At 72.2% G+C, this 17266-nt stretch carries 11 protein-coding genes; 6 read left to right on the top strand and 5 right to left on the bottom strand.

Annotation, left to right across the window (positions count from 1 at the left end; genetic code table 11):
- Positions 1-47: 47 nt before the first annotated feature.
- Together ASF96_RS03245 and ASF96_RS03240 are read right to left on the bottom strand one after the other, a co-directional pair.
- The gene (locus ASF96_RS03245) at positions 48-1589 is read right to left on the bottom strand and encodes an MFS transporter (protein ID WP_082509253.1); all 1542 of its coding nucleotides are present in this window, start codon (positions 1587-1589) and stop codon (positions 48-50) included.
- A 67-nt stretch (positions 1590-1656) separates the two neighbouring features.
- Positions 1657-4854 (bottom strand): DEAD/DEAH box helicase, encoded by a 3198-nt coding sequence (locus ASF96_RS03240; protein ID WP_200934060.1) that lies wholly within the window; start codon positions 4852-4854, stop codon positions 1657-1659.
- Between the two features lie 119 nt (positions 4855-4973).
- Between ASF96_RS03240 and ASF96_RS03235 the strand changes: the two genes are divergently transcribed.
- Positions 4974-6041: a threonine aldolase family protein gene (locus ASF96_RS03235; RefSeq protein WP_055833516.1), complete on the top strand. Its 1068-nt coding sequence runs from the start codon at positions 4974-4976 to the stop codon at positions 6039-6041.
- 91 nt (positions 6042-6132) lie between these two features.
- Here ASF96_RS03235 and ASF96_RS03230 read toward each other — a convergent pair whose 3' ends face one another.
- The gene (locus ASF96_RS03230) at positions 6133-8055 is read right to left on the bottom strand and encodes a M3 family metallopeptidase (protein ID WP_055935906.1); all 1923 of its coding nucleotides are present in this window, start codon (positions 8053-8055) and stop codon (positions 6133-6135) included.
- An 89-nt stretch (positions 8056-8144) separates the two neighbouring features.
- On the bottom strand, positions 8145-8759 hold the full coding sequence (locus ASF96_RS03225; protein WP_055833509.1) for an NUDIX hydrolase family protein: 615 nt from the start codon (positions 8757-8759) through the stop codon (positions 8145-8147).
- Between the two features lie 85 nt (positions 8760-8844).
- On the opposite strand from ASF96_RS03225, the gene ASF96_RS03220 reads away from it, so the two are divergent.
- From ASF96_RS03220 to ASF96_RS03205, 4 genes are all read left to right on the top strand, one after another.
- Positions 8845-9513 carry an alpha/beta hydrolase gene (locus ASF96_RS03220; protein WP_055937644.1) on the top strand — a complete coding sequence of 223 codons (669 nt, stop codon included), beginning with the start codon at positions 8845-8847 and terminating at the stop codon, positions 9511-9513.
- 128 nt (positions 9514-9641) lie between these two features.
- Positions 9642-14330 carry an ATP-dependent helicase gene (locus ASF96_RS03215; RefSeq protein WP_055833506.1) on the top strand — a complete coding sequence of 1563 codons (4689 nt, stop codon included), beginning with the start codon at positions 9642-9644 and terminating at the stop codon, positions 14328-14330.
- Between the two features lie 167 nt (positions 14331-14497).
- Entirely contained in the window at positions 14498-15274 is a 777-nt protein-coding gene (locus ASF96_RS03210; RefSeq protein ID WP_055935903.1) for a DNA-formamidopyrimidine glycosylase family protein, read from the top strand.
- 279 nt (positions 15275-15553) lie between these two features.
- The gene (locus ASF96_RS03205; protein ID WP_055833497.1) at positions 15554-15961 is read left to right on the top strand and encodes a transferase; all 408 of its coding nucleotides are present in this window, start codon (positions 15554-15556) and stop codon (positions 15959-15961) included.
- Positions 15962-16065: 104 nt separating this feature from the next.
- Here the strand turns inward: ASF96_RS03205 and ASF96_RS03200 are convergent, their stop codons facing one another.
- The gene (locus tag ASF96_RS03200; RefSeq protein ID WP_055935899.1) at positions 16066-16455 is read right to left on the bottom strand and encodes a DUF1304 domain-containing protein; all 390 of its coding nucleotides are present in this window, start codon (positions 16453-16455) and stop codon (positions 16066-16068) included.
- A gap of 34 nt (positions 16456-16489) precedes the next feature.
- Here ASF96_RS03200 and ASF96_RS03195 point away from each other — a divergent pair, with 34 nt between their 5' ends.
- Positions 16490-17212: a LysR family substrate-binding domain-containing protein gene (locus ASF96_RS03195; protein ID WP_055935897.1), complete on the top strand. Its 723-nt coding sequence runs from the start codon at positions 16490-16492 to the stop codon at positions 17210-17212.
- Positions 17213-17266: the final 54 nt, after the last annotated feature.

Raw genomic sequence — 17266 nt, 5'->3', positions numbered from 1 at the left:
TCGCGGATAGCTTCAGCCGCGCGCGTCTCGCGGCGTCGCGGACAGGGTCAGCCGCGCGGGTCGTCCGGCGTCGCAAGCGCGGTCGGCGTCGCGTGCGCGGTCGACGTTGCGGCGTCGGCGGTCCGCGCGGGAGACGCCGCGGTCGTCGCTGCGGCGTCGGCGATCGGCGGGGCGGCGGCGTTGTGCACCGACGCCTCGCGGTCATCGACGGGAGAGGGCCCGTCCGCCACGTCGGCGTTGACCTCGGCCGTGCGGTACTGCCGCGAGAGGGTGCGGTACGAGCGCGTGAGGAACGCGAGCGACGCGGCCACCACCATGAACAGTCCGGCGAAGACGAACACGAGCGCAATGCCGCGCGACGCTCCGTCGCCGACCAGCCAGCCCCACATCGCCTGACCCTCACCGCCCCGCATGTAGGGGATGATCGCGAACTCGGCGATCGGGGCGATGAGGAACGAGGTGACGGGCGCGGCCGCCGACTCGAAGGCGGCGGCGAAACCGAACACCCGCCCCTGCGTCTCGAACGGCACGACTTTCTGGATGATCGTCTGCTCGGCGGCCTCGACCGGGGGGATGAGCGCCATGTACACCCAGATGCCGGCGACGTAGAGCCACCACCAGTCGCGCAGGGTGAAGATCGCGCCGAGCGCCCCCATCGCGATGACGAGCCACAGCATCGTGCGGATGGGGTTTCGACCGAGTCCGAACCGCGCCACGAGCCCGCCGCCGATGATGAACCCCGTCGCGGTGACGCCGAGGACGACGCCCCAGACCTGCACGTCGAACAGCTCGAGACCGTAGGGGTCCATCAGGGCCATGTAGACGCCGCCGATGAGGTTGTTGAAGGTGGAGAAGATGAGCAGCGCGAAGAGTCCGGGAGCCGCTCGCACCGCGCGGATCGCCCCGCGCACGTCGACCAGGGGGCCGGGCTCGGCGCCCGCGGCCGGGCGCTCTTCGGGGATGCGGATGGTCAACAGGTGCACCAGCGCGACGAGTGTCAGCGCGATGGCGATGGCCAGGGTGCCGCCCATGCCGAGGAAGCCCACCGACAAGCCGCTGAAGACACTGGTGACCACGAAGGCCAGACCCTGCACCGTGCCGACCAGACCGTTCGCGTTCGCGTGGCGCTCGACGGGGACGAGGAGCGTGACCGTGGTCGACAGCGCGATGTTGCGCATGTTCTCGACGACCGCTCCGGCCAGGATGACGCCGGCGAAGAGCCAGAACCAGGGACCGCCCAGATCGAGCAGCGCCGCCTCGGGGAAGGCCAGCCACAGGGCGCCCGCGACGAGGAACGCCGTCAGGGTGACGAGCCCGGAGAACACCATGACCCGATGCTTGCGGTGGCGGTCGACGAGCGACCCGAAGAACATCGCGAAGACGGCGAGCAGCAGCATGTACGCCCCGCCGACGATGCCGGTGGCCAGCACCGAGCGGGTCTCGAGATAGACCCAGAACGTGAGCGCGAACCACAGGAAGCTGGTCGTGACGTTCGCCGCGGCGGTGTTGACGAGCACCGCGAGGAAGGTGCGGTTCCCGGTCGTCGGAGCGCCGGCCGGGGCGGTGGCGGAGGGCGGCGATGCGGACATAGCCACACGGTAGACCCGACCTCCGACATCGGCCAGACCCCGGCGCTCGGCGCCGCCGGCGGGACGGTCAGTCGAGCAAGCTGCGGATGTCGTCGGCGGTGAGGCGCGGGCCACCCGCGAAGACGCCGTCGCCCTCGTCGGAGCCCCCGTCGAGCACGCGCGAGAACAGGTCGGCTTTGGCCTCGCGCAGCGCCACCACCTTCTCTTCGACGGTGTCGGACGACACGAGCCGGTACACGATCACCGGGCGCGTCTGCCCGATGCGGTGGGCGCGGTCGATGGCCTGATCCTCGACCGCGGGGTTCCACCACGGATCGAGCAGCACGACGTAGTCGGCTTCGACGAGGTTGAGCCCCACGCCTCCCGCCTTGAGCGAGACGAAGAACGCGGGATCGGTGCCGTCGCGGAAGCGGTCGATCTCGGCCTGGCGGTGGGTCGTCGTGCCGTCGAGGTAGCCCGACGCGAGCCCGGCGTCGGTGCACCGCTGCCGCGCCGCGCGCAGGAACCGCGTGAACTGGCTGAGGACCAGGACGCGGTGCCCCTCGGCGGCGGCCTCGACGAGGAGCTCTTCGAGCGCGTCGAGCTTCGCCGACGGCGCTTCTCCTTCGTCGACGAGGGCCGGGTCGAGGGCGAGCTGGCGCAGCATCGTCAGGGAGCGGAAGATCGCGAAGCGATTGCCGTCGGCGTCGTCGAGCAGCCCCAGCAGCCGCTGACGCTCCCGGTGGAAGCGACGGTCGTAGAGCTTGCGATGCGCGGGGTGCAGGGTGACCTCGAGGATCGTCTCCTGCTTCGGCGGGAGTTCGGCGGCGACCAGCTCTTTGGTGCGTCGGAGCAGGAAGGGGCGGATGCGCCGGCGCAGCAGGTCGAGCCGTGCGCCATCGGAATGCTTCTCGATCGGCGTGCGGTACAGCGTCGTGAACGACTCGCGGGTGCCCAGCAGACCGGGAGCGACGAGCGACACCAGGGCCCAGAGCTCGAGGAGGTTGTTCTCCATCGGCGTGCCCGTGACCACGAGCGTGAAGGGCACCGACAGGGCCCGTGCCGCACGGTACCCGCGCGAGGCGGGGTTCTTGATCTGCTGCGCCTCGTCGAGCACCAGGCCCGACCACTCCCCCTCGGCGTACTGCTCCTGCTCGAGACGGAACAGCGCGTAGCTGGTCACCACGACGTGCGCCCCGGCGGCGGCCTCGGCGATGCTCGTCTTCCGTCGCGCCCGCGTGGCCGTGACCGTGACCGTCTGCAGCCCGGGGGCGAACGTGGCGCACTCCCGCGCCCAGTTGCCCACCACGCTGGTGGGAGCCACGATGAGGAAGGGGGGCATGAGCGGATCGGCTTCGAGCGCCGCCTGCATCATCGCGATCGTCTGCACCGTCTTGCCGAGGCCCATGTCGTCGGCCAGGATCCCGCCCAGCCCCTGCGCGCGCAGGAAGTGCAGCCAGTCGAGGCCCGCGCGCTGGTAGTCGCGCAGCGTGGCGCGGAGTCCGGCCGGCGGGTCGATCGAGGCGAGGGCGGCCTCGTCGGTGAGGCCCCGGACGCGCAGCCACCACTCGGCCTCGTGCGCGGCGATCATGCCCAACTCGGCCAGGTCGTCCCACAGTCCCACGTTGTAGCGGTTGAGCTTCATCTCCGCCTCGGGGCGATCGGCGAGGGTGCGCGCTTCGTCGATGACCGCGCGCAGTCGGTCGAACTCGGGGGTGTCGAGCCGCACGTACGTTCCGTCGCCGAGGAAGAGCGCCCGATCGCCGAGAGCGAGGGCCGTATAGAGGTCGGTGAAGTCGACCTCGGCGTCGCCCACGGTCACGCGGGCGTGGAGGTCGAACCAGTCGCTCCCGTCGTCGGCTCCCGTGCTCAGCTGCACGGACGGGGCCTCCGACGCGATCCGGTAGGTCAGCGCGTCGCCGGAGACGAGCACCCGCACGTGGTCGAGCGCCTCGAGGCGCGGTGCGGCCTCGACGGCGAGGATCGCGGCATCGGCCGCCGTCAGCGCCCGGGCGGGAGTCGTACCCGTCGCCGGGGGACGGGGAAGGGAGATGCGCAGGTCGGCGCCGATGGCGTCGACGGCGGCGATCACCCCGCGCTCGTGCTCGTCGTCGCGGCGTCCGCGCGTCGCCGAACGGTCCCACCGGGTGGCGAGCGTCGCCGAGCCCGAGCCGTGCGCCACGAGCACCTCGAGGACCGGCCGCGGCGCCGGGGGGAGCTCGACGGTGCCGCGCGGCGACACCACGGGCGCCTCGAGCTGGAGACGGGGCAGATACTCGCGCAGGAAGGTCTCGGACCCGCCATCGTCGATGGTGAGGGCTCCCGTGCGCGCGAGCAGACCGCGCAGCGGGTCGGCCACCGGCGTCGACAGGCGAGCGAGGGTGATGCGCTCGTCGTCTCCGTCGCGATCCGCGACGAAGGCCACCGCCACGGCGGGGTCTCCCACGACCCACGACGGCCGCGCCGCGACCTCGTCGGCCATCCCCTCGACGATCCCCCGCAGGAGCACCGCGGAGCCACGGCGATCGACGGCCATCGCGGGCACCGCCGGGTCGTCGGGGAGGTGAACCGGGTGGTGGGCGCCCGCGCTCGACACGATCGGCACCCCGGCCGCGAGCACGTTCTCGAGGTGCAGCCACAGCGAGTGCGGGGGAACGGCGGACAACGGCATCCACTCGTCGGACAGGAAGGCGCCGGGGCCGGATCGACCGACTCGGCCCAGACTGTCGAGGGCGGCGCGCGCCCGCGGATCGGCGGGGAGCGACGACAGCGCCGCCCAGCCGGCCCGCCCCTTGATCCAGGTTCCGCGCGTTCCGCGCATGCCGGGACGTGCCGTGAGGGTGAGGGCTGTGCTGCGGCCGTGCCCACCCCCGCGACGGACGGCGAGGAACAGGCAGAGCTCGACGGGGTCTTCGTCGGTGGCCGCCGCGGGCGCGACCGCGAAGAGCTCGTCGAGCGATCGCTGCCATTCCGGGCGCGTCGGGCGCCCCGCCGACAGCACGCGGTCGAACAGCACGAGCGCGGCCGCGCACCCGTGCTCGCACTCGGGTCCGCGCCCGCACGAGCACCACCCGGCGAGGCGGGAGAGATCGGTGGGCACCCGCAGCTCGAGGTGCTCGTAGCCCGCGGCTCCGAACGACTGCGCCGTCACCACGAGGACACCGTCGAGCGTCCTGACCTCGCCGACCTCGACGGAGCCGTACACGAGGAGCCGGTCGGCACGTGCCATCGCCGACGGCGAGAACAACTCGCCGGCGATGCTGAGCGCCTCGGGGTCCATGTGCATCCCTTCATTCTCGTCGGGTCCGACGACCTCCGGTCGGCGCGCCGGGCCGAATGGGGAGCGGAGTCCGACTTCGCGCCCTGGGGAGGAGGGGTTGGCCCCCTGGTCGTTACGCTGGAGCGGTGACTCCCCTCCACGACGCATCGGTGCGCGGCTTCGCCTCCGACAACTACTCCGGCATCCACCCCGACGTCCTCGCCGCGATCACCGCGGCCAACGAGGGCCACCAGGTGGCCTACGGCGAAGACGTCTACACCGCCCGCCTGCAGGAGCTGTTCACCGGCCTGCTCGGCGACGGCGTCGAGGCCTACCCGGTCTTCAACGGCACGGGCGCCAACGTCGTCGGGCTGCAGTCGATGCTCCCCCGCTGGGGCGCCGTGATCACGGCATCCACCGCGCACATCAACGTCGACGAGGGCGGCGCCCCCGAGCGCGTCGGCGGGATCAAGCTGCTGACCGTCCCCACCGACGACGGCAAGCTCACCCCCGAACTGGTCGACCGGGAAGCCTGGGGCTGGGGCGACGAGCACCGCGCCCAGCCGCTCGTGGTCTCGATCACCCAGTCGACGGAGCTCGGCACCCTGTACACCGTCGACGAGATCAGCGCCCTGGCCGCTCACGCGCACGGGCACGGCATGCGCCTGCACATGGACGGCGCGCGGATCTCCAACGCCGCCGCAGCCCTCGACGTGCCGCTGCGGGCGTTCACCCGCGATGCCGGCGTCGACGTGCTGAGCTTCGGCGGGACCAAGAACGGAGCGATGATCGGCGAAGCCATCGTCGTTCTCGACCCGGCGGCCTCGACCGGCCTGACCTACCTGCGAAAGCTCGACATGCAGCTGTCGAGCAAGATGCGCTTCGTCTCGGCACAGCTGGTGGCTCTGCTCGAGGACGACCTGTGGTTGCGCAACGCCCGCCACTCCAACGCGATGGCGCAGCGCCTGCGCGCCGGCGTCGAAGCGGGGCTCGCCGACGGTTCGATCCAGGGCGTGCAGTTCACCCAGCCGACGCAGGCGAATGGTGTCTTCGCGACCCTGCCGGCCGGTGTCGCGGACCGCCTCCGCCAGAGCTTCCGCTTCTACGATTGGGACGAGCTGCGCCGCGAGGTGCGCTGGATGTGCTCGTTCGACACCACCGCCGAGGACATCGACGCGTTCGTCGCCGCGATCGCCCGCGAGACGACGGCCTAACCCCACCGACGGCCTGACCCCACCGACGGCCTGACCCCGCCGACCGTGAGGGCCGCGGCATCCGATCCAGGATGCCGCGGCCCTCACCGCATCACGCCCCCGCCAGCCAGTCGCGGTAGGCGTCGAACGTGCTCTCGCGACCCAGGAAGGCCTCGACCAGGTCGCGCGCGTCGCGGGTTCCGCCGGGCTCCAGGATCTCGCGCCGGTAGCGGAGCGCCGTCTCGACGTCGAACAGGTCGCCGGCGAAGGCCGACAGCAGGTCGCGCGCGATCACGAGGCTCCACTGGTAGGTGTAGTAGCAGGCGCCGTAGCCCGTGAGATGGCCGAAGCCGGCGTACGAGTGCGACCCGGGGAGGGGTGTGACCGGGCTCGCCGACCGGTAGTAGCCGTCGACCGCAGCCTGAAGGTCGGTCGGACGCTCGACGTGCAGGCGGTACGACGTCGTGGCGTGTCCGAGCTGCCGGGTCACCTCGAGGGCGCGGCCGAACGCGTCGGCGGTGCGCATGCGCGCGACGAGGTCGGCGGGAATGGCCCGGCCCTCGTCGTTCACCGCGAACGATGCCAGGACCTCGGCATCCCACGCCCATTCCTCGAGCAGCTGACTCGGTGCCTCGACGAAGTCCCACTCGGTCGCGATCCCCGTGAACGACGCCCAGCGGTGATGACCGCCGAGGATGTCGTGCACGAGGTGACCGAACTCGTGGAAGAAGGTGACGACCTCGTCGTGCTCGAGCAGACCGCGCGAGAAGTTGCACAGCAGCGCCCCCTCGGGCAGCGCGTGCCCCGTGATGCCGGGCACGAGCCCGAAGCACGCGGCGTGGTTGTACTTGCCGTCGCGAGGATGCAGGTCGAGGTGGATGCGGCCGAGCCGCTCGCCCGCGCGGACGACGTCGTAGGTGCGCACGTCGTCGTGCCACGAAGGCGCGTCGACCGGGACGTACTCGACGTCGAGAAGTCGCGCCGTCGTGGCGAGGACGCCGTCGAGCACGCGATCGAAGCGGAAGTACGAACGGACGAGCTGTGCATCGACGTCGTACTCCTCGCGCTTGAGCGCGCTGAGCAGATACCAGAAGTCGGCGATCGTGACCTCGGTGGCGTCGGGCTCGTCGCGGCGGAGGCGCTCGAGCACGCGGGCGTACTCGGACGCGGCGGCGGGGGCGACGGCCTCGGCCACCCGATCGAGGAACGCGCGCACCTCGGCGCTCGACCCGATCATGCGCGTCTCGGTCTCGTAATCGGCCCAGTCGCCGTAGCCGAGGAGGGCCGCCCGCTCGGCACGGACGGCGAGCAGATCGGCGAGCACGGCCTCGTTCTCGGGCCACGCCAGATCGTTGTACGCCCCGACGAGGGCGTGACGCACGGAGATGTCGCGGGCGTACTCGCGCACCGGCATGAGGTCGGTGTACTCGGTGGTCAGCGTCACCATGGCCTCGTCGTCGGCGGGGTGCTCGGCCAGGAAATCGGCCGGGAGTCCCTCGAGCGAGGCGGCCGGGACGCGGATCTCGCGGCGTCCTTCGCGGATGTGGCGCGAGAACGTCTGCGACAGAGCGGTGTCGCGGTCGGCGAGCTCTTGCACGCGCGCGCGGCCCGCGTCGTCGAGGTCGACACCACCGCGGCGGAAATCGCGCCGGAGGTGGTCGAGCAGGCGCTGCTGCGCGGCGTCGAGGCCCGCGGCGTCGGCGTCGGAGAACACGTGCCACAGGTCGCGATCGAGCAGCCGGCGCGCCTGCGCCGCGTCGATCGCCTGGGCCTGCGCCTCGGCGGCGGCGCGCACGTCGGAGTCGGGGTGGCACTCGCTGAGCAGGTGCGACGGCGCGGCGGCCTCGGCGAGCGCGATGTCGGCGTCGTTCCAGAGGTCGAGGCGCTCGCTCGTGGTCAGCGCCGTCTCGGCGACGAGACGGCGGTCGATCTCGGCCACGCGGGCGAGACGCTCGGCCGGGCGCTCCCCGGCGAAGCTCAACCAGCCGGCGCGGTCGAGCGGAAGGGACAGGGGTTCGAGGGGAGGATGCGGCATCCTCCGACCCTAGGGACGACCTCCGACACCGGCAACGTCGAGGACCGACGCCACCGCCGCCAGGCCGCGGAACGGCATCCGCGAGAGGATCAGCGCAGCGCGCCGACCGAGGCGAGCGCCAGGCGGATGAGCGTGCCCCGCCCGCCCTCCATCTCGTCGGAGAGGGCCTCGGATGCCGCTTCCTGCGGCGACAGCCACGTCACTTCGAGGGCGTCCTGACGCGGTTCGCAGGTTCCCGTGACGGGGACCACGAAGGCGAGCGCGACGGCGTGCTGGCGATCATCGTGGAACGCGCTGACGCCCGGTATCGGGAAGTACTCGGCGACGGTGAACGGCGTCGGCGACGGGGGCAGGGAGGGGAAGGCCATGGGGCCGAGGTCGTTCTCGAGGTGGCGGAACAGTGCGTCGCGCACGGTCTCGCCGTAGCGCACGCGCCCCGACACGAGCGTGCGGGTCATCTCGCCGAGAGGCGTCGCCCGCAGCAGGATGCCGACCTGGGTGACGGCCCCCATGCCGTCGGTGCGCACGGGGAGCGCCTCGACGTACAGCATCGGCAGGCGGCGGCGGGCCTCGGCCAGCTCCACCTCGCTCAACCACCCCGGGTTGGGGTTCGGGCCCCCCGAGGCGCCCGAGAAGGACGCCGACAACGATTCGTTCTCGTCGCCGTTGTCGCCGGAATCGGGGTCGGGGGTGCGTACGGGCATGATCCCTGTATATCAACCGTCCGCCCCGGATGCCGCGTGTCTTCGCCCACAGCGGATGTCGGAGGCCTTTGCGACAATGGGCCGCATGAGCACCCACCCTCCCCTCGACTCCGCCCTCGTGCGCTGGTCCGCGCCGCCCGAGGAACGCGGCGATCGGCCGGTGCTCCTGCTGCTGCACGGCTACGCGTCCGACGAGCACGACCTCTTCGGGCTCGTGCCGCACCTGCCCGCCGACTTCGTGATGGCCAGCGTGCGCGCGCCGCTCACCCCGCCGTGGCCCACCCCCGGGGCGTCGTGGTACCCGATCGAGGGTCTCGACGGCCGCGACCCCGTCGCGATCACGCGCGCCGCCGAGGGGCTGCTCTCCTGGATCCGCGAAGAGGTCGGGCCGCGGCCGGTCGGGCTGCTGGGGTTCTCGCAGGGCGGCGCCGTCGCGGTGCAGACCCTACGCGTCGACCCCGACGCGGTGGCCTTCACCGTCGTGCTGGCCGGGTACGCCGCCGCCGGCGAGCTGCCGGGCGACGCCGTGCTGGCCGAGCGGCGACCGCCCGTGTTCTGGGGACGCGGTTCGCGCGACGACGTCATCCCCGCGCACCTCGTCGACATGACGGCCCAGTGGTTGCCGGCCCACAGCGAGCTGAGCGGTCGCGTCTACCCCGGGCTGACCCACTCGGTCTCGCAGGACGAACTCGACGACGTGCGCGCGTTCCTCGAGGCGCGTCTGGCCGAGGGGGGCACCCCGACCGAGGGGTGACGACAGGGGTCGATCGTTCGGTCGAGAGGCCGCGAAGCACGGGACGGGCACCCGAGGGCAGCGGCCGTTCCGCGACGGGCGAACGTCAACCCCGACCCGATGTCGGAGGTCCGAGAGAGGATGGCGGCATGGCTGACGTACTCGACAGATTCGGGCCCGCCACGCGGGACTGGTTCCGCGGTGCGTTCCCCGCTCCGACCAACGCGCAGAAGGGCGCGTGGGAGTCCGTGTCGTCGGGGCGCAACGCGCTCGTGGTCGCCCCCACCGGCTCGGGCAAGACGCTCTCGGCGTTCCTCTTCGCGATCGACCGCATCTTCCGCGAAAAGGCTCCCGACGGGCCCGAGGCCGCTCCCCCGCCGCGTCGCCCGCGCGGCGCCGCGAAGACCACCCTCGCGAAGACCCCACCGACCACCACCCGCGTCCTCTACATCTCGCCGCTGAAGGCGCTCGGCGTCGACGTCGAGCGCAACCTCCGCTCGCCGCTCGTCGGCATCGGTCAGTCCGCCCGCCGGCTGGGCATCGAGGTGCCGTCCGTCACCGTTGGCGTGCGCTCCGGAGACACGAGCTCCAGCGACCGCCGCAAGCTCGTCACCGCCCCGCCCGACATCCTCATCACGACCCCCGAGTCGTTGTACCTCATGCTCACCAGCCAGGCGGCAGAGACCCTGCGCGGCGTGCACACGGTCATCATCGACGAGGTGCACGCGGTGGCCGCGACCAAGCGCGGCGCCCACCTGGCCGTGAGTCTCGAGCGCCTCGACGCGCTGCTCGACAAGCCCGCGCAGCGGATCGGCCTGTCGGCGACCGTTCGACCCATCGACGAGGTCGCGCGGTTCCTCGGCGGTGCCCAGCCGGTCGACATCGTGGCCCCCAAAGCCACCAAGGCGTTCGACCTGTCGGTCGTCGTGCCCATCGAAGACATGCTCAACCCGCCTCCGCCGCCGGGCAGCCCCGCCCCCGACGAGGCCGCCGACGGCGAGTGGTTCTCGGATCGCCCCGAGAGCACCGAGATGGCCGGGTCGGTCTGGCCGCACGTCGAAGAGGCCATCGTCGACCGGATCCTCGAGCGGCGGTCGACCATCGTCTTCTCGAACTCCCGCCGCCTGGCCGAGCGGCTCACCGGGCGCTTGAACGAGATCTACGCCGAGCGGGTCGGCATCGAGGTGCCCGATCCGACCGTGCCGGCGGCGCAGATGGCGCAGGCCGGCTCGTCGGCGGGCGTCGCCGCGATCCTCGCGAAGGCCCACCACGGCTCGGTCTCGAAGGAGCAGCGCGCCCAGGTCGAAGACGAGCTGAAGTCGGGCGTCCTGCGCTGCGTCGTCGCGACCAGCAGCCTCGAGCTCGGCATCGACATGGGTGCGGTCGACCTCGTCATCCAGGTGGAGTCGCCCCCGAGCGCGGCCTCCGGGCTGCAGCGCGTCGGACGCGCGGGCCACCAGGTGGGCGAGGTGAGCCGCGCGGCGCTGTTCCCCAAGCACCGCAGCGACGTGCTGCACACGGCCGTCGTGACCGAGCGCATGCTGGCGGGGCGCATCGAGGCCATCTCGGTGCCGCAGAACCCGCTCGACATCCTCGCTCAGCAGACGGTCGCCGCCTCCGCCCTCGGCTCGATCGACGTCGAGGAGTGGTTCGAGACCGTCAAGCGCAGCGCGCCGTTCCGATCCCTCCCCCGCTCGGCCTACGAGGCCACCCTCGACCTGCTGGCCGGGCGGTATCCGTCCGACGAGTTCGCCGAGCTGCGCCCTCGCCTGGTGTGGGACCGCGACGCGGGCACGCTCACCGGTCGGCCGGGCGCGCAGCGGGTGGCGGTCACCAGCGGCGGCACGATCCCCGACCGCGGCCTCTTCGGAGTCTTCGTCGCGGGCGAGTCGCAGAACGCCCGCGTGGGCGAGCTCGACGAAGAGATGGTCTACGAGTCGCGCGTCAACGACGTCTTCACCCTGGGCACGACCAGCTGGCGCATCGTCGAGATCACGCACGACCGGGTGAACGTCGTGCCCGCCTTCGGCCAACCGGGCAAGCTGCCCTTCTGGCACGGCGACGGCATCGGCCGCCCCGCCGAGCTCGGTGAGGCGCTCGGCGCCTTCTCGAGAGAGCTGGCGGGGGGCGACCGGTCCAAGGCCGAGAAGCGCCTCCGCGAATCCGGTCTCGACGACAACGCCATCTCCAACCTGCTCGCCTACCTGGCCGAACAGCGCGAAGCCACCGGCAGCCTGCCCACCGACCGCACGCTCACCGTCGAGCGCAGCCGCGACGAGGTCGGCGACTGGCGCATCATCCTGCATTCCCCGTACGGCATGCAGGTGCACTCCCCGTGGGCCCTCGCGGTGAACGCCCGCATCCGCGAGCGCCTGGGCGTCGAGGGGGCCGCCGTCGCGAGCGACGACGGCATCATCGCGCGGGTTCCGGATGCCGCCGCCGAGCCGCCCGGGGCCGACCTCTTCGTCTTCGAGCCCGACGAGCTCGAGCAGATCGTCACCGACGAAGTGGGCGGCTCGTCGCTGTTCGCCTCGCGCTTCCGCGAATGTGCGGCACGCGCCCTGCTCCTGCCCCGACTCAATCCGAACCGTCGCTCCCCCCTGTGGCAGCAGCGCCAACGCTCGGCGCAGCTGCTCGAGGTCGCGAAGCGCCACCCGGCGTTCCCGATCATCCTCGAGACGCTCCGCGAGGTGCTGCAAGACGTCTACGACCTTCCCGCGCTGCTGCGCCTGACCCGGCAGATCGGCGAACGGCGCATCCGCCTCGTCGAGATCACGACCTCGCAGCCCTCGCCGTACGCCCGCGATCTGCTCTTCGGGTACGTCGGGGCGTTCATGTACGAGGGCGATTCGCCCCTCGCCGAGCGCCGCGCCGCCGCGCTGTCGGTCGACCCTGCTCTGCTGAGCGAGTTGCTCGGCAAGGTCGAGATGCGCGAGCTCCTCGACCCCGACGTGATCGCCCAGTTCGAGCGCGAGGCCCAGCGGCTCGACCCCGACCGTCGCGCGCGAGGCGTCGAGGGCGTCGCCGATCTGCTGCGCATCCTCGGCCCGCTCGACGCGAGCGAGGTGGCCGCGCGACTGGACGCCGAGACCGACGCCCTGGCCGAGGCGGAACGTCACCTCGCGACCCTCGTCGACGACCGCCGCGCGATCCGCCTGACGATCGCGGGCGTCGCTCGGGTCGCCGGTATCGAAGACGCCGGGCGTCTGCGCGACGCGCTGGGCGCCGCACTTCCCGTCGGCATCCCGAACGCCTTCCTCGAGCCCCTTGCCGACCCGCTCGGCGACCTGGTCGCCCGATACGCGCGCACGCACGCGCCGTTCACCACCGACGCGGTGGCCGCTCGCCTGGGCGTGGGGATCGCGGTCGCGCGACTGACGCTGCAGCGCCTCGAGTCGCAGGGGCGCCTCGCGAGCGGCTTCTTCCTTCCCGAGGCGTCGGGCGGGAACCGCGGCGACGCCACCGAGTGGTGCGACGTCGAAGTGCTGCGCCGGTTGCGCATGCGCTCGCTGGCGGCGATCCGCGGCAGCGTGGAACCCGTCCCTCCCGCCGCCTACGCGCGGTTCCTGCCGGTCTGGCAGCACCTCGGTCGCCCGCTCGAGGGCATCGACGGCGTGCTCGCGGTGATCGAGCAACTCGCGGGTGTTCCCCTCCCCGCGAGCGCGTGGGAATCCTTGGTGCTGCCGTCGCGCGTCGCCGACTACTCCCCCGCCCTGCTCGACGAGCTGACCGCGACGGGCGAGGTCGTCTGGTCGGGACATGGCACCCTGCCCGGCCGCGACGGCTGGATCGCCCTGCACCCGGCGGAGGCCGCCCCCTTCACGCGTCAAGACCCGGATGACGCCGACGATCCGGCGCCCGATTCGCTGGAGGCGCGGATCCTCGGCGCTCTCGACGGCGGGGGCGCGTACTTCGCTGCCCAGCTCAGGCAGTTGGCCGGCGCCGAGAACGAGCAGTCGGTGAACGACGCCCTGTGGGCCCTCACCTGGGCGGGACGCGTCACGAACGACACCTTCGCGCCGGTGCGCACCCTGTTGAGCGGCGGCGGGCAGTCCCACCGCGTCGCCCGTCGGGCTCCGCGCGCACGCATGTACCGGGGCGCGACGATGCCGCGCGCAACCTCGGCTCCTCGCCCGCCGTCGCTGGGCGGCCGATGGTCGCTGCTTCCCGAACGCGAGCCGGACCCCGCCGCCCGGGCCACCGCCACCGCGAGCCTGCTGCTCGATCGGTACGGCGTCGTCACGCGAGGGGCGGTGCAGTCCGAGGGGGTCCCCGGCGGTTTCGCGCAGGTGTACCGCATCCTGGCGGGCTTCGAAGAGGCGGGCCACTGCCGCCGCGGGTACGTCATCGAGAAGCTCGGGGCGGCGCAGTTCGCCGCCTCCGCCACCGTCGACCGTCTGCGCGAGTTCGCGGCGGTCGCCGACCCCCCACCGCGACGCGCGATCACCCTCGCCGCCACCGACCCGGCCAATCCCTACGGTGCGGCCCTCGGGTGGCCGTCGATCGAGGGCGTCACGCACCGCCCCGGACGCAAGGCCGGCGGACTCGTCGTGCTCGTCGACGGCGACCTGACGCTGTACCTCGAGCGTGGCGGCCGCAGCGCGCTGGCTTTCACCGACGACGAGGCGCAGCTGCAGTCCGCGACACGTGACCTCGCCGAGACGGCGAAGAGACGTCGCCTCGAGACCCTGACGGTCGAGCAGGTCAACGGCGCGTTCGTGTACGGCACCGCGGTCGGACGCGCGCTCCGCGAAGCGGGGTTCGTCGAGTCCCCGAAGGGGCTGACCCTGCGCAAACTCACCGCCGGCGACGCCATTCGCGAGGCCGCTCGTGCGTGAGCGCGGCGGGCCGGTGGCCCGCACCGCCCCCGCACCGACGTCGCCCGCGCCGTTCGTCCGGCCGCGTCGGCCCGAACGCGGATCCGGCGGGACCGACGCCGCGGCGGCCTCGGCCCAGACCCAGACCCCGGCGAACCCCTCCGCGCCCCACGACCCGGGAGTGCACCGTGCCTGAGGGCGACACCGTCTACCGCGCCGCCGCCAAGCTGTCGGCGGCACTGACCGGCAAGGTCGTCACGCGGTTCGACATCCGCGTGCCCGGCAGCGCGACCGCCGATCTGCGCGGTGAGACCGTGCACGAGGTCGCCGCGCGCGGTAAACACCTGCTGCACCGCATCGGCGGCTACACGCTGCACTCCCACCTCAAGATGGAGGGCCGGTGGGACGTCTACCGGCCCGGCGAACGGTGGCGACGTCAAGCCTTCAAGGCACGCGCGATCGTCGGGGTGAGCGGGGCGGATGCCGTGGGCTTCGACCTTGCGATGGTCGAGGTCCTCCGCACGGTCGACGAGCACACCGTGATCGGGCATCTCGGACCCGACCTGCTGGCCGATGACTGGGACGAGGCAGAGGCCGTCCGCCGCGTCGCGGCCGACGATCGCGCCGCGCACGTCGCACTCCTCGACCAGCGCAACGTCGCAGGGTTCGGCAACGTCTACGCGAACGAGTTGCTCTTCGTGCGCGGAATCGCGCCGACCACCCCGGCGAACGAGATCGACGTGCAGGCCACCATCACCCTCGGCGAGCGCATGATCCGCGCCAACCTCCCCCGCCCCGAACGCACTTTCACCGGAGACAGTCGCCCCGGGCGACGGTTCTGGGTCTACGGCCGCGACGGAGCCCCGTGCCGGCGCTGCGGCACGCCCATCCGCGCCACGAGCCTCGGCGCCTCGTCCACCAGCGAGCGAAACGTGTACTGGTGCCCCACCTGCCAGCCCGGGTGAGGTGTCCCGCCGCGTGACGGCAGCAGAGTGGACCGACCCGCGCACGCCGACGCCACGTCACCCCACCCGCACGCCCCGCGTGTCAACCCGCCCGCGCCTTTCGCTTCCCCGTGGGAGAACGGGGGAAGACACCGACGCCGGGAACCGTGCCGCACTTTCTCTCGACGTCGAGCAAACCGATCATGGCACGGGCGACGAAGAAGCATTCGAGGGAATGAAGCCGATTCTGCACCCGTTGTCATACATGTCGGCTGACCCGATAGCCGTCCGGAGGGGATCGTGGGTAAGAACTACATCGACATCGAAAACGACCATGGCGAGACGCTGCGTTACCGCAAGCACGTCAACGGTCGCGGACTCGTCGCGCACGGCGCGAAGGTCCACCCGTCGGCGCTGGTCGAGAACGGTGCCTACGTCGAACCCGGCGTGCAGATCGCCGCGGGCGTCCGCGTCGGTCGTGGGGTCTGGATCGAGTCCGACGCCGTCATCGGACCCGAGGCGCACATCGAGCCGCACGCGCACATCTGCGCGGGCGCGGTGATCGGCGCGGGTGCTCACATCGGCGTGCGAACGCAGGTGGGCCACAACGCCCGCATTGCCACCGGCTCGCTGATCGGCGACGACGAGATCATCAACGACGGCGAAGCCGTCGCCACCGACCGTCGGGGGCTGCGCCTGGCCGCCTGACTCCGCCGTTTCATCGGCATCCACGACCCGCACGATTCTTCGGAGCGTGCGGGTTTTCGTGTACCCGACGGGCTCGGCCGCCGTCGGCTCCGCGCGGGCGGAGCTCAGGCGAGGAACGTCAGCACGAGCCCGATGAGAGGCAGGGTGCCCTGCATCACCGCGGGGCGCAGGTTCTTGCGGCCCGTGCTCCCGAGCACCAGAGCCGCGGCCAGCATCGAGCCGAGCGAGAAGGCCAGCAGGGTGCGCCCGACCGGGTCGCCGATTCCGCTGACGACCCAGACGATGATCCCGATGATCGCGCCGATCGCCAGGAACAGGTTGTAGAAGCCCTGGTTGTAGGCCATCGACTTCGTGATCTCAGCGGTCTGCTGGTCGGGAATGCCGAAGACCTTCCGCGTACGGGGGTTCGTCCAGCGCACGCTCTCGAGCACGAAGATGTACACGTGCAGCAGGGCCGCGAGTCCCGCGACGACGAGCGCCAGGATGCCGATCATGCTCTCACGTTACTCCCGCGGCTAGCCTGGAGTCATGGTGAACGGCAAGGGCTCTCGGGGACGCGGCGGCGCGCCCCGGCGCGGCGGTCCCGCCCGTCCCGTCGCCGCGGGCCGCGCACGACCCGCGAAGAAGAGCGTCTCCCGCCCGGCCCCGCCCCCTCGGGAGGAGCCGCGCACCTTCGTCCTGGGCGCCGTCCCCGGCGCGACGCCCGGCAAGTGGATCGATCTGTGGCGTGAACGCATGCCCCACGTCTCGCTGGAGCTTCGAGAGATCACGGTCGAGCACCAGCGCGCGGCCATCGACGACCTCGATGCCGCCCTGGTGCGCCTGCCTCTGGCGGCATCCGAGGACCTGCACGTGATCGAGATCTACGAGGAGCAGCCGGTCGTGGTGATGTCCACGGATTCCGAGCTCACCGCCGCCGACGAGCTCGCACTCGCCGACCTCGCGGGGCAGGTGGTGATCGCCGCGGCCGATGACGTCTTGCACGTCGTCGTCCCGGATGCCGTGCCCCCCGCGTTCGCGCCGCCGGGCGACACCGCCCAGGCGATCGCCACCGTCGCCACCGGCGTGGGTGTGGTGATCGTGCCGATGTCCCTCGCTCGCGCGCACCGTCGTCGCGACGTGGAGTACCGGATCCTGCGGGACGGACCCGTGTCCACGGTCGCGCTGGCCTGGCTGCGGGAGAACACGACGCCCGATGTCGAGGCGTTCGTGGGCGTCGTGCGGGGCCGCACGGCGCGTTCCTCCCGCTGAGCCGGGGCAGCTCGCGCTCTCGCATCCGCGCATCCGCCGCGCGATAACCTGCGG

This window comes from Microbacterium sp. Leaf179, assembly GCF_001423785.1.
GTDB lineage: Bacteria > Actinomycetota > Actinomycetes > Actinomycetales > Microbacteriaceae > Microbacterium.
The sequence above is the reverse complement of the archived record's forward strand: the minus strand, read 5'-3'. Positions and strand labels throughout refer to the sequence as shown.

What these genes read in the sequence shown, in the direction of transcription:
- ASF96_RS03245 (WP_082509253.1), bottom strand. Translation starts at nt 1,589, where the DNA reads ATGTCCGCATCGCCGCCCTCCGCCACCGCCCCGGCCGGCGCTCCGACG.
- ASF96_RS03240 (WP_200934060.1), bottom strand. Translation starts at nt 4,854, where the DNA reads ATGCACATGGACCCCGAGGCGCTCAGCATCGCCGGCGAGTTGTTCTCG.
- ASF96_RS03230 (WP_055935906.1), bottom strand. Translation starts at nt 8,055, where the DNA reads ATGCCGCATCCTCCCCTCGAACCCCTGTCCCTTCCGCTCGACCGCGCC.
- ASF96_RS03225 (WP_055833509.1), bottom strand. Translation starts at nt 8,759, where the DNA reads ATGCCCGTACGCACCCCCGACCCCGATTCCGGCGACAACGGCGACGAG.
- ASF96_RS03220 (WP_055937644.1), top strand. Translation starts at nt 8,845, where the DNA reads ATGAGCACCCACCCTCCCCTCGACTCCGCCCTCGTGCGCTGGTCCGCG.
- ASF96_RS03215 (WP_055833506.1), top strand. Translation starts at nt 9,642, where the DNA reads ATGGCTGACGTACTCGACAGATTCGGGCCCGCCACGCGGGACTGGTTC.
- ASF96_RS03200 (WP_055935899.1), bottom strand. Translation starts at nt 16,455, where the DNA reads ATGATCGGCATCCTGGCGCTCGTCGTCGCGGGACTCGCGGCCCTGCTG.
- ASF96_RS03195 (WP_055935897.1), top strand. Translation starts at nt 16,490, where the DNA reads ATGGTGAACGGCAAGGGCTCTCGGGGACGCGGCGGCGCGCCCCGGCGC.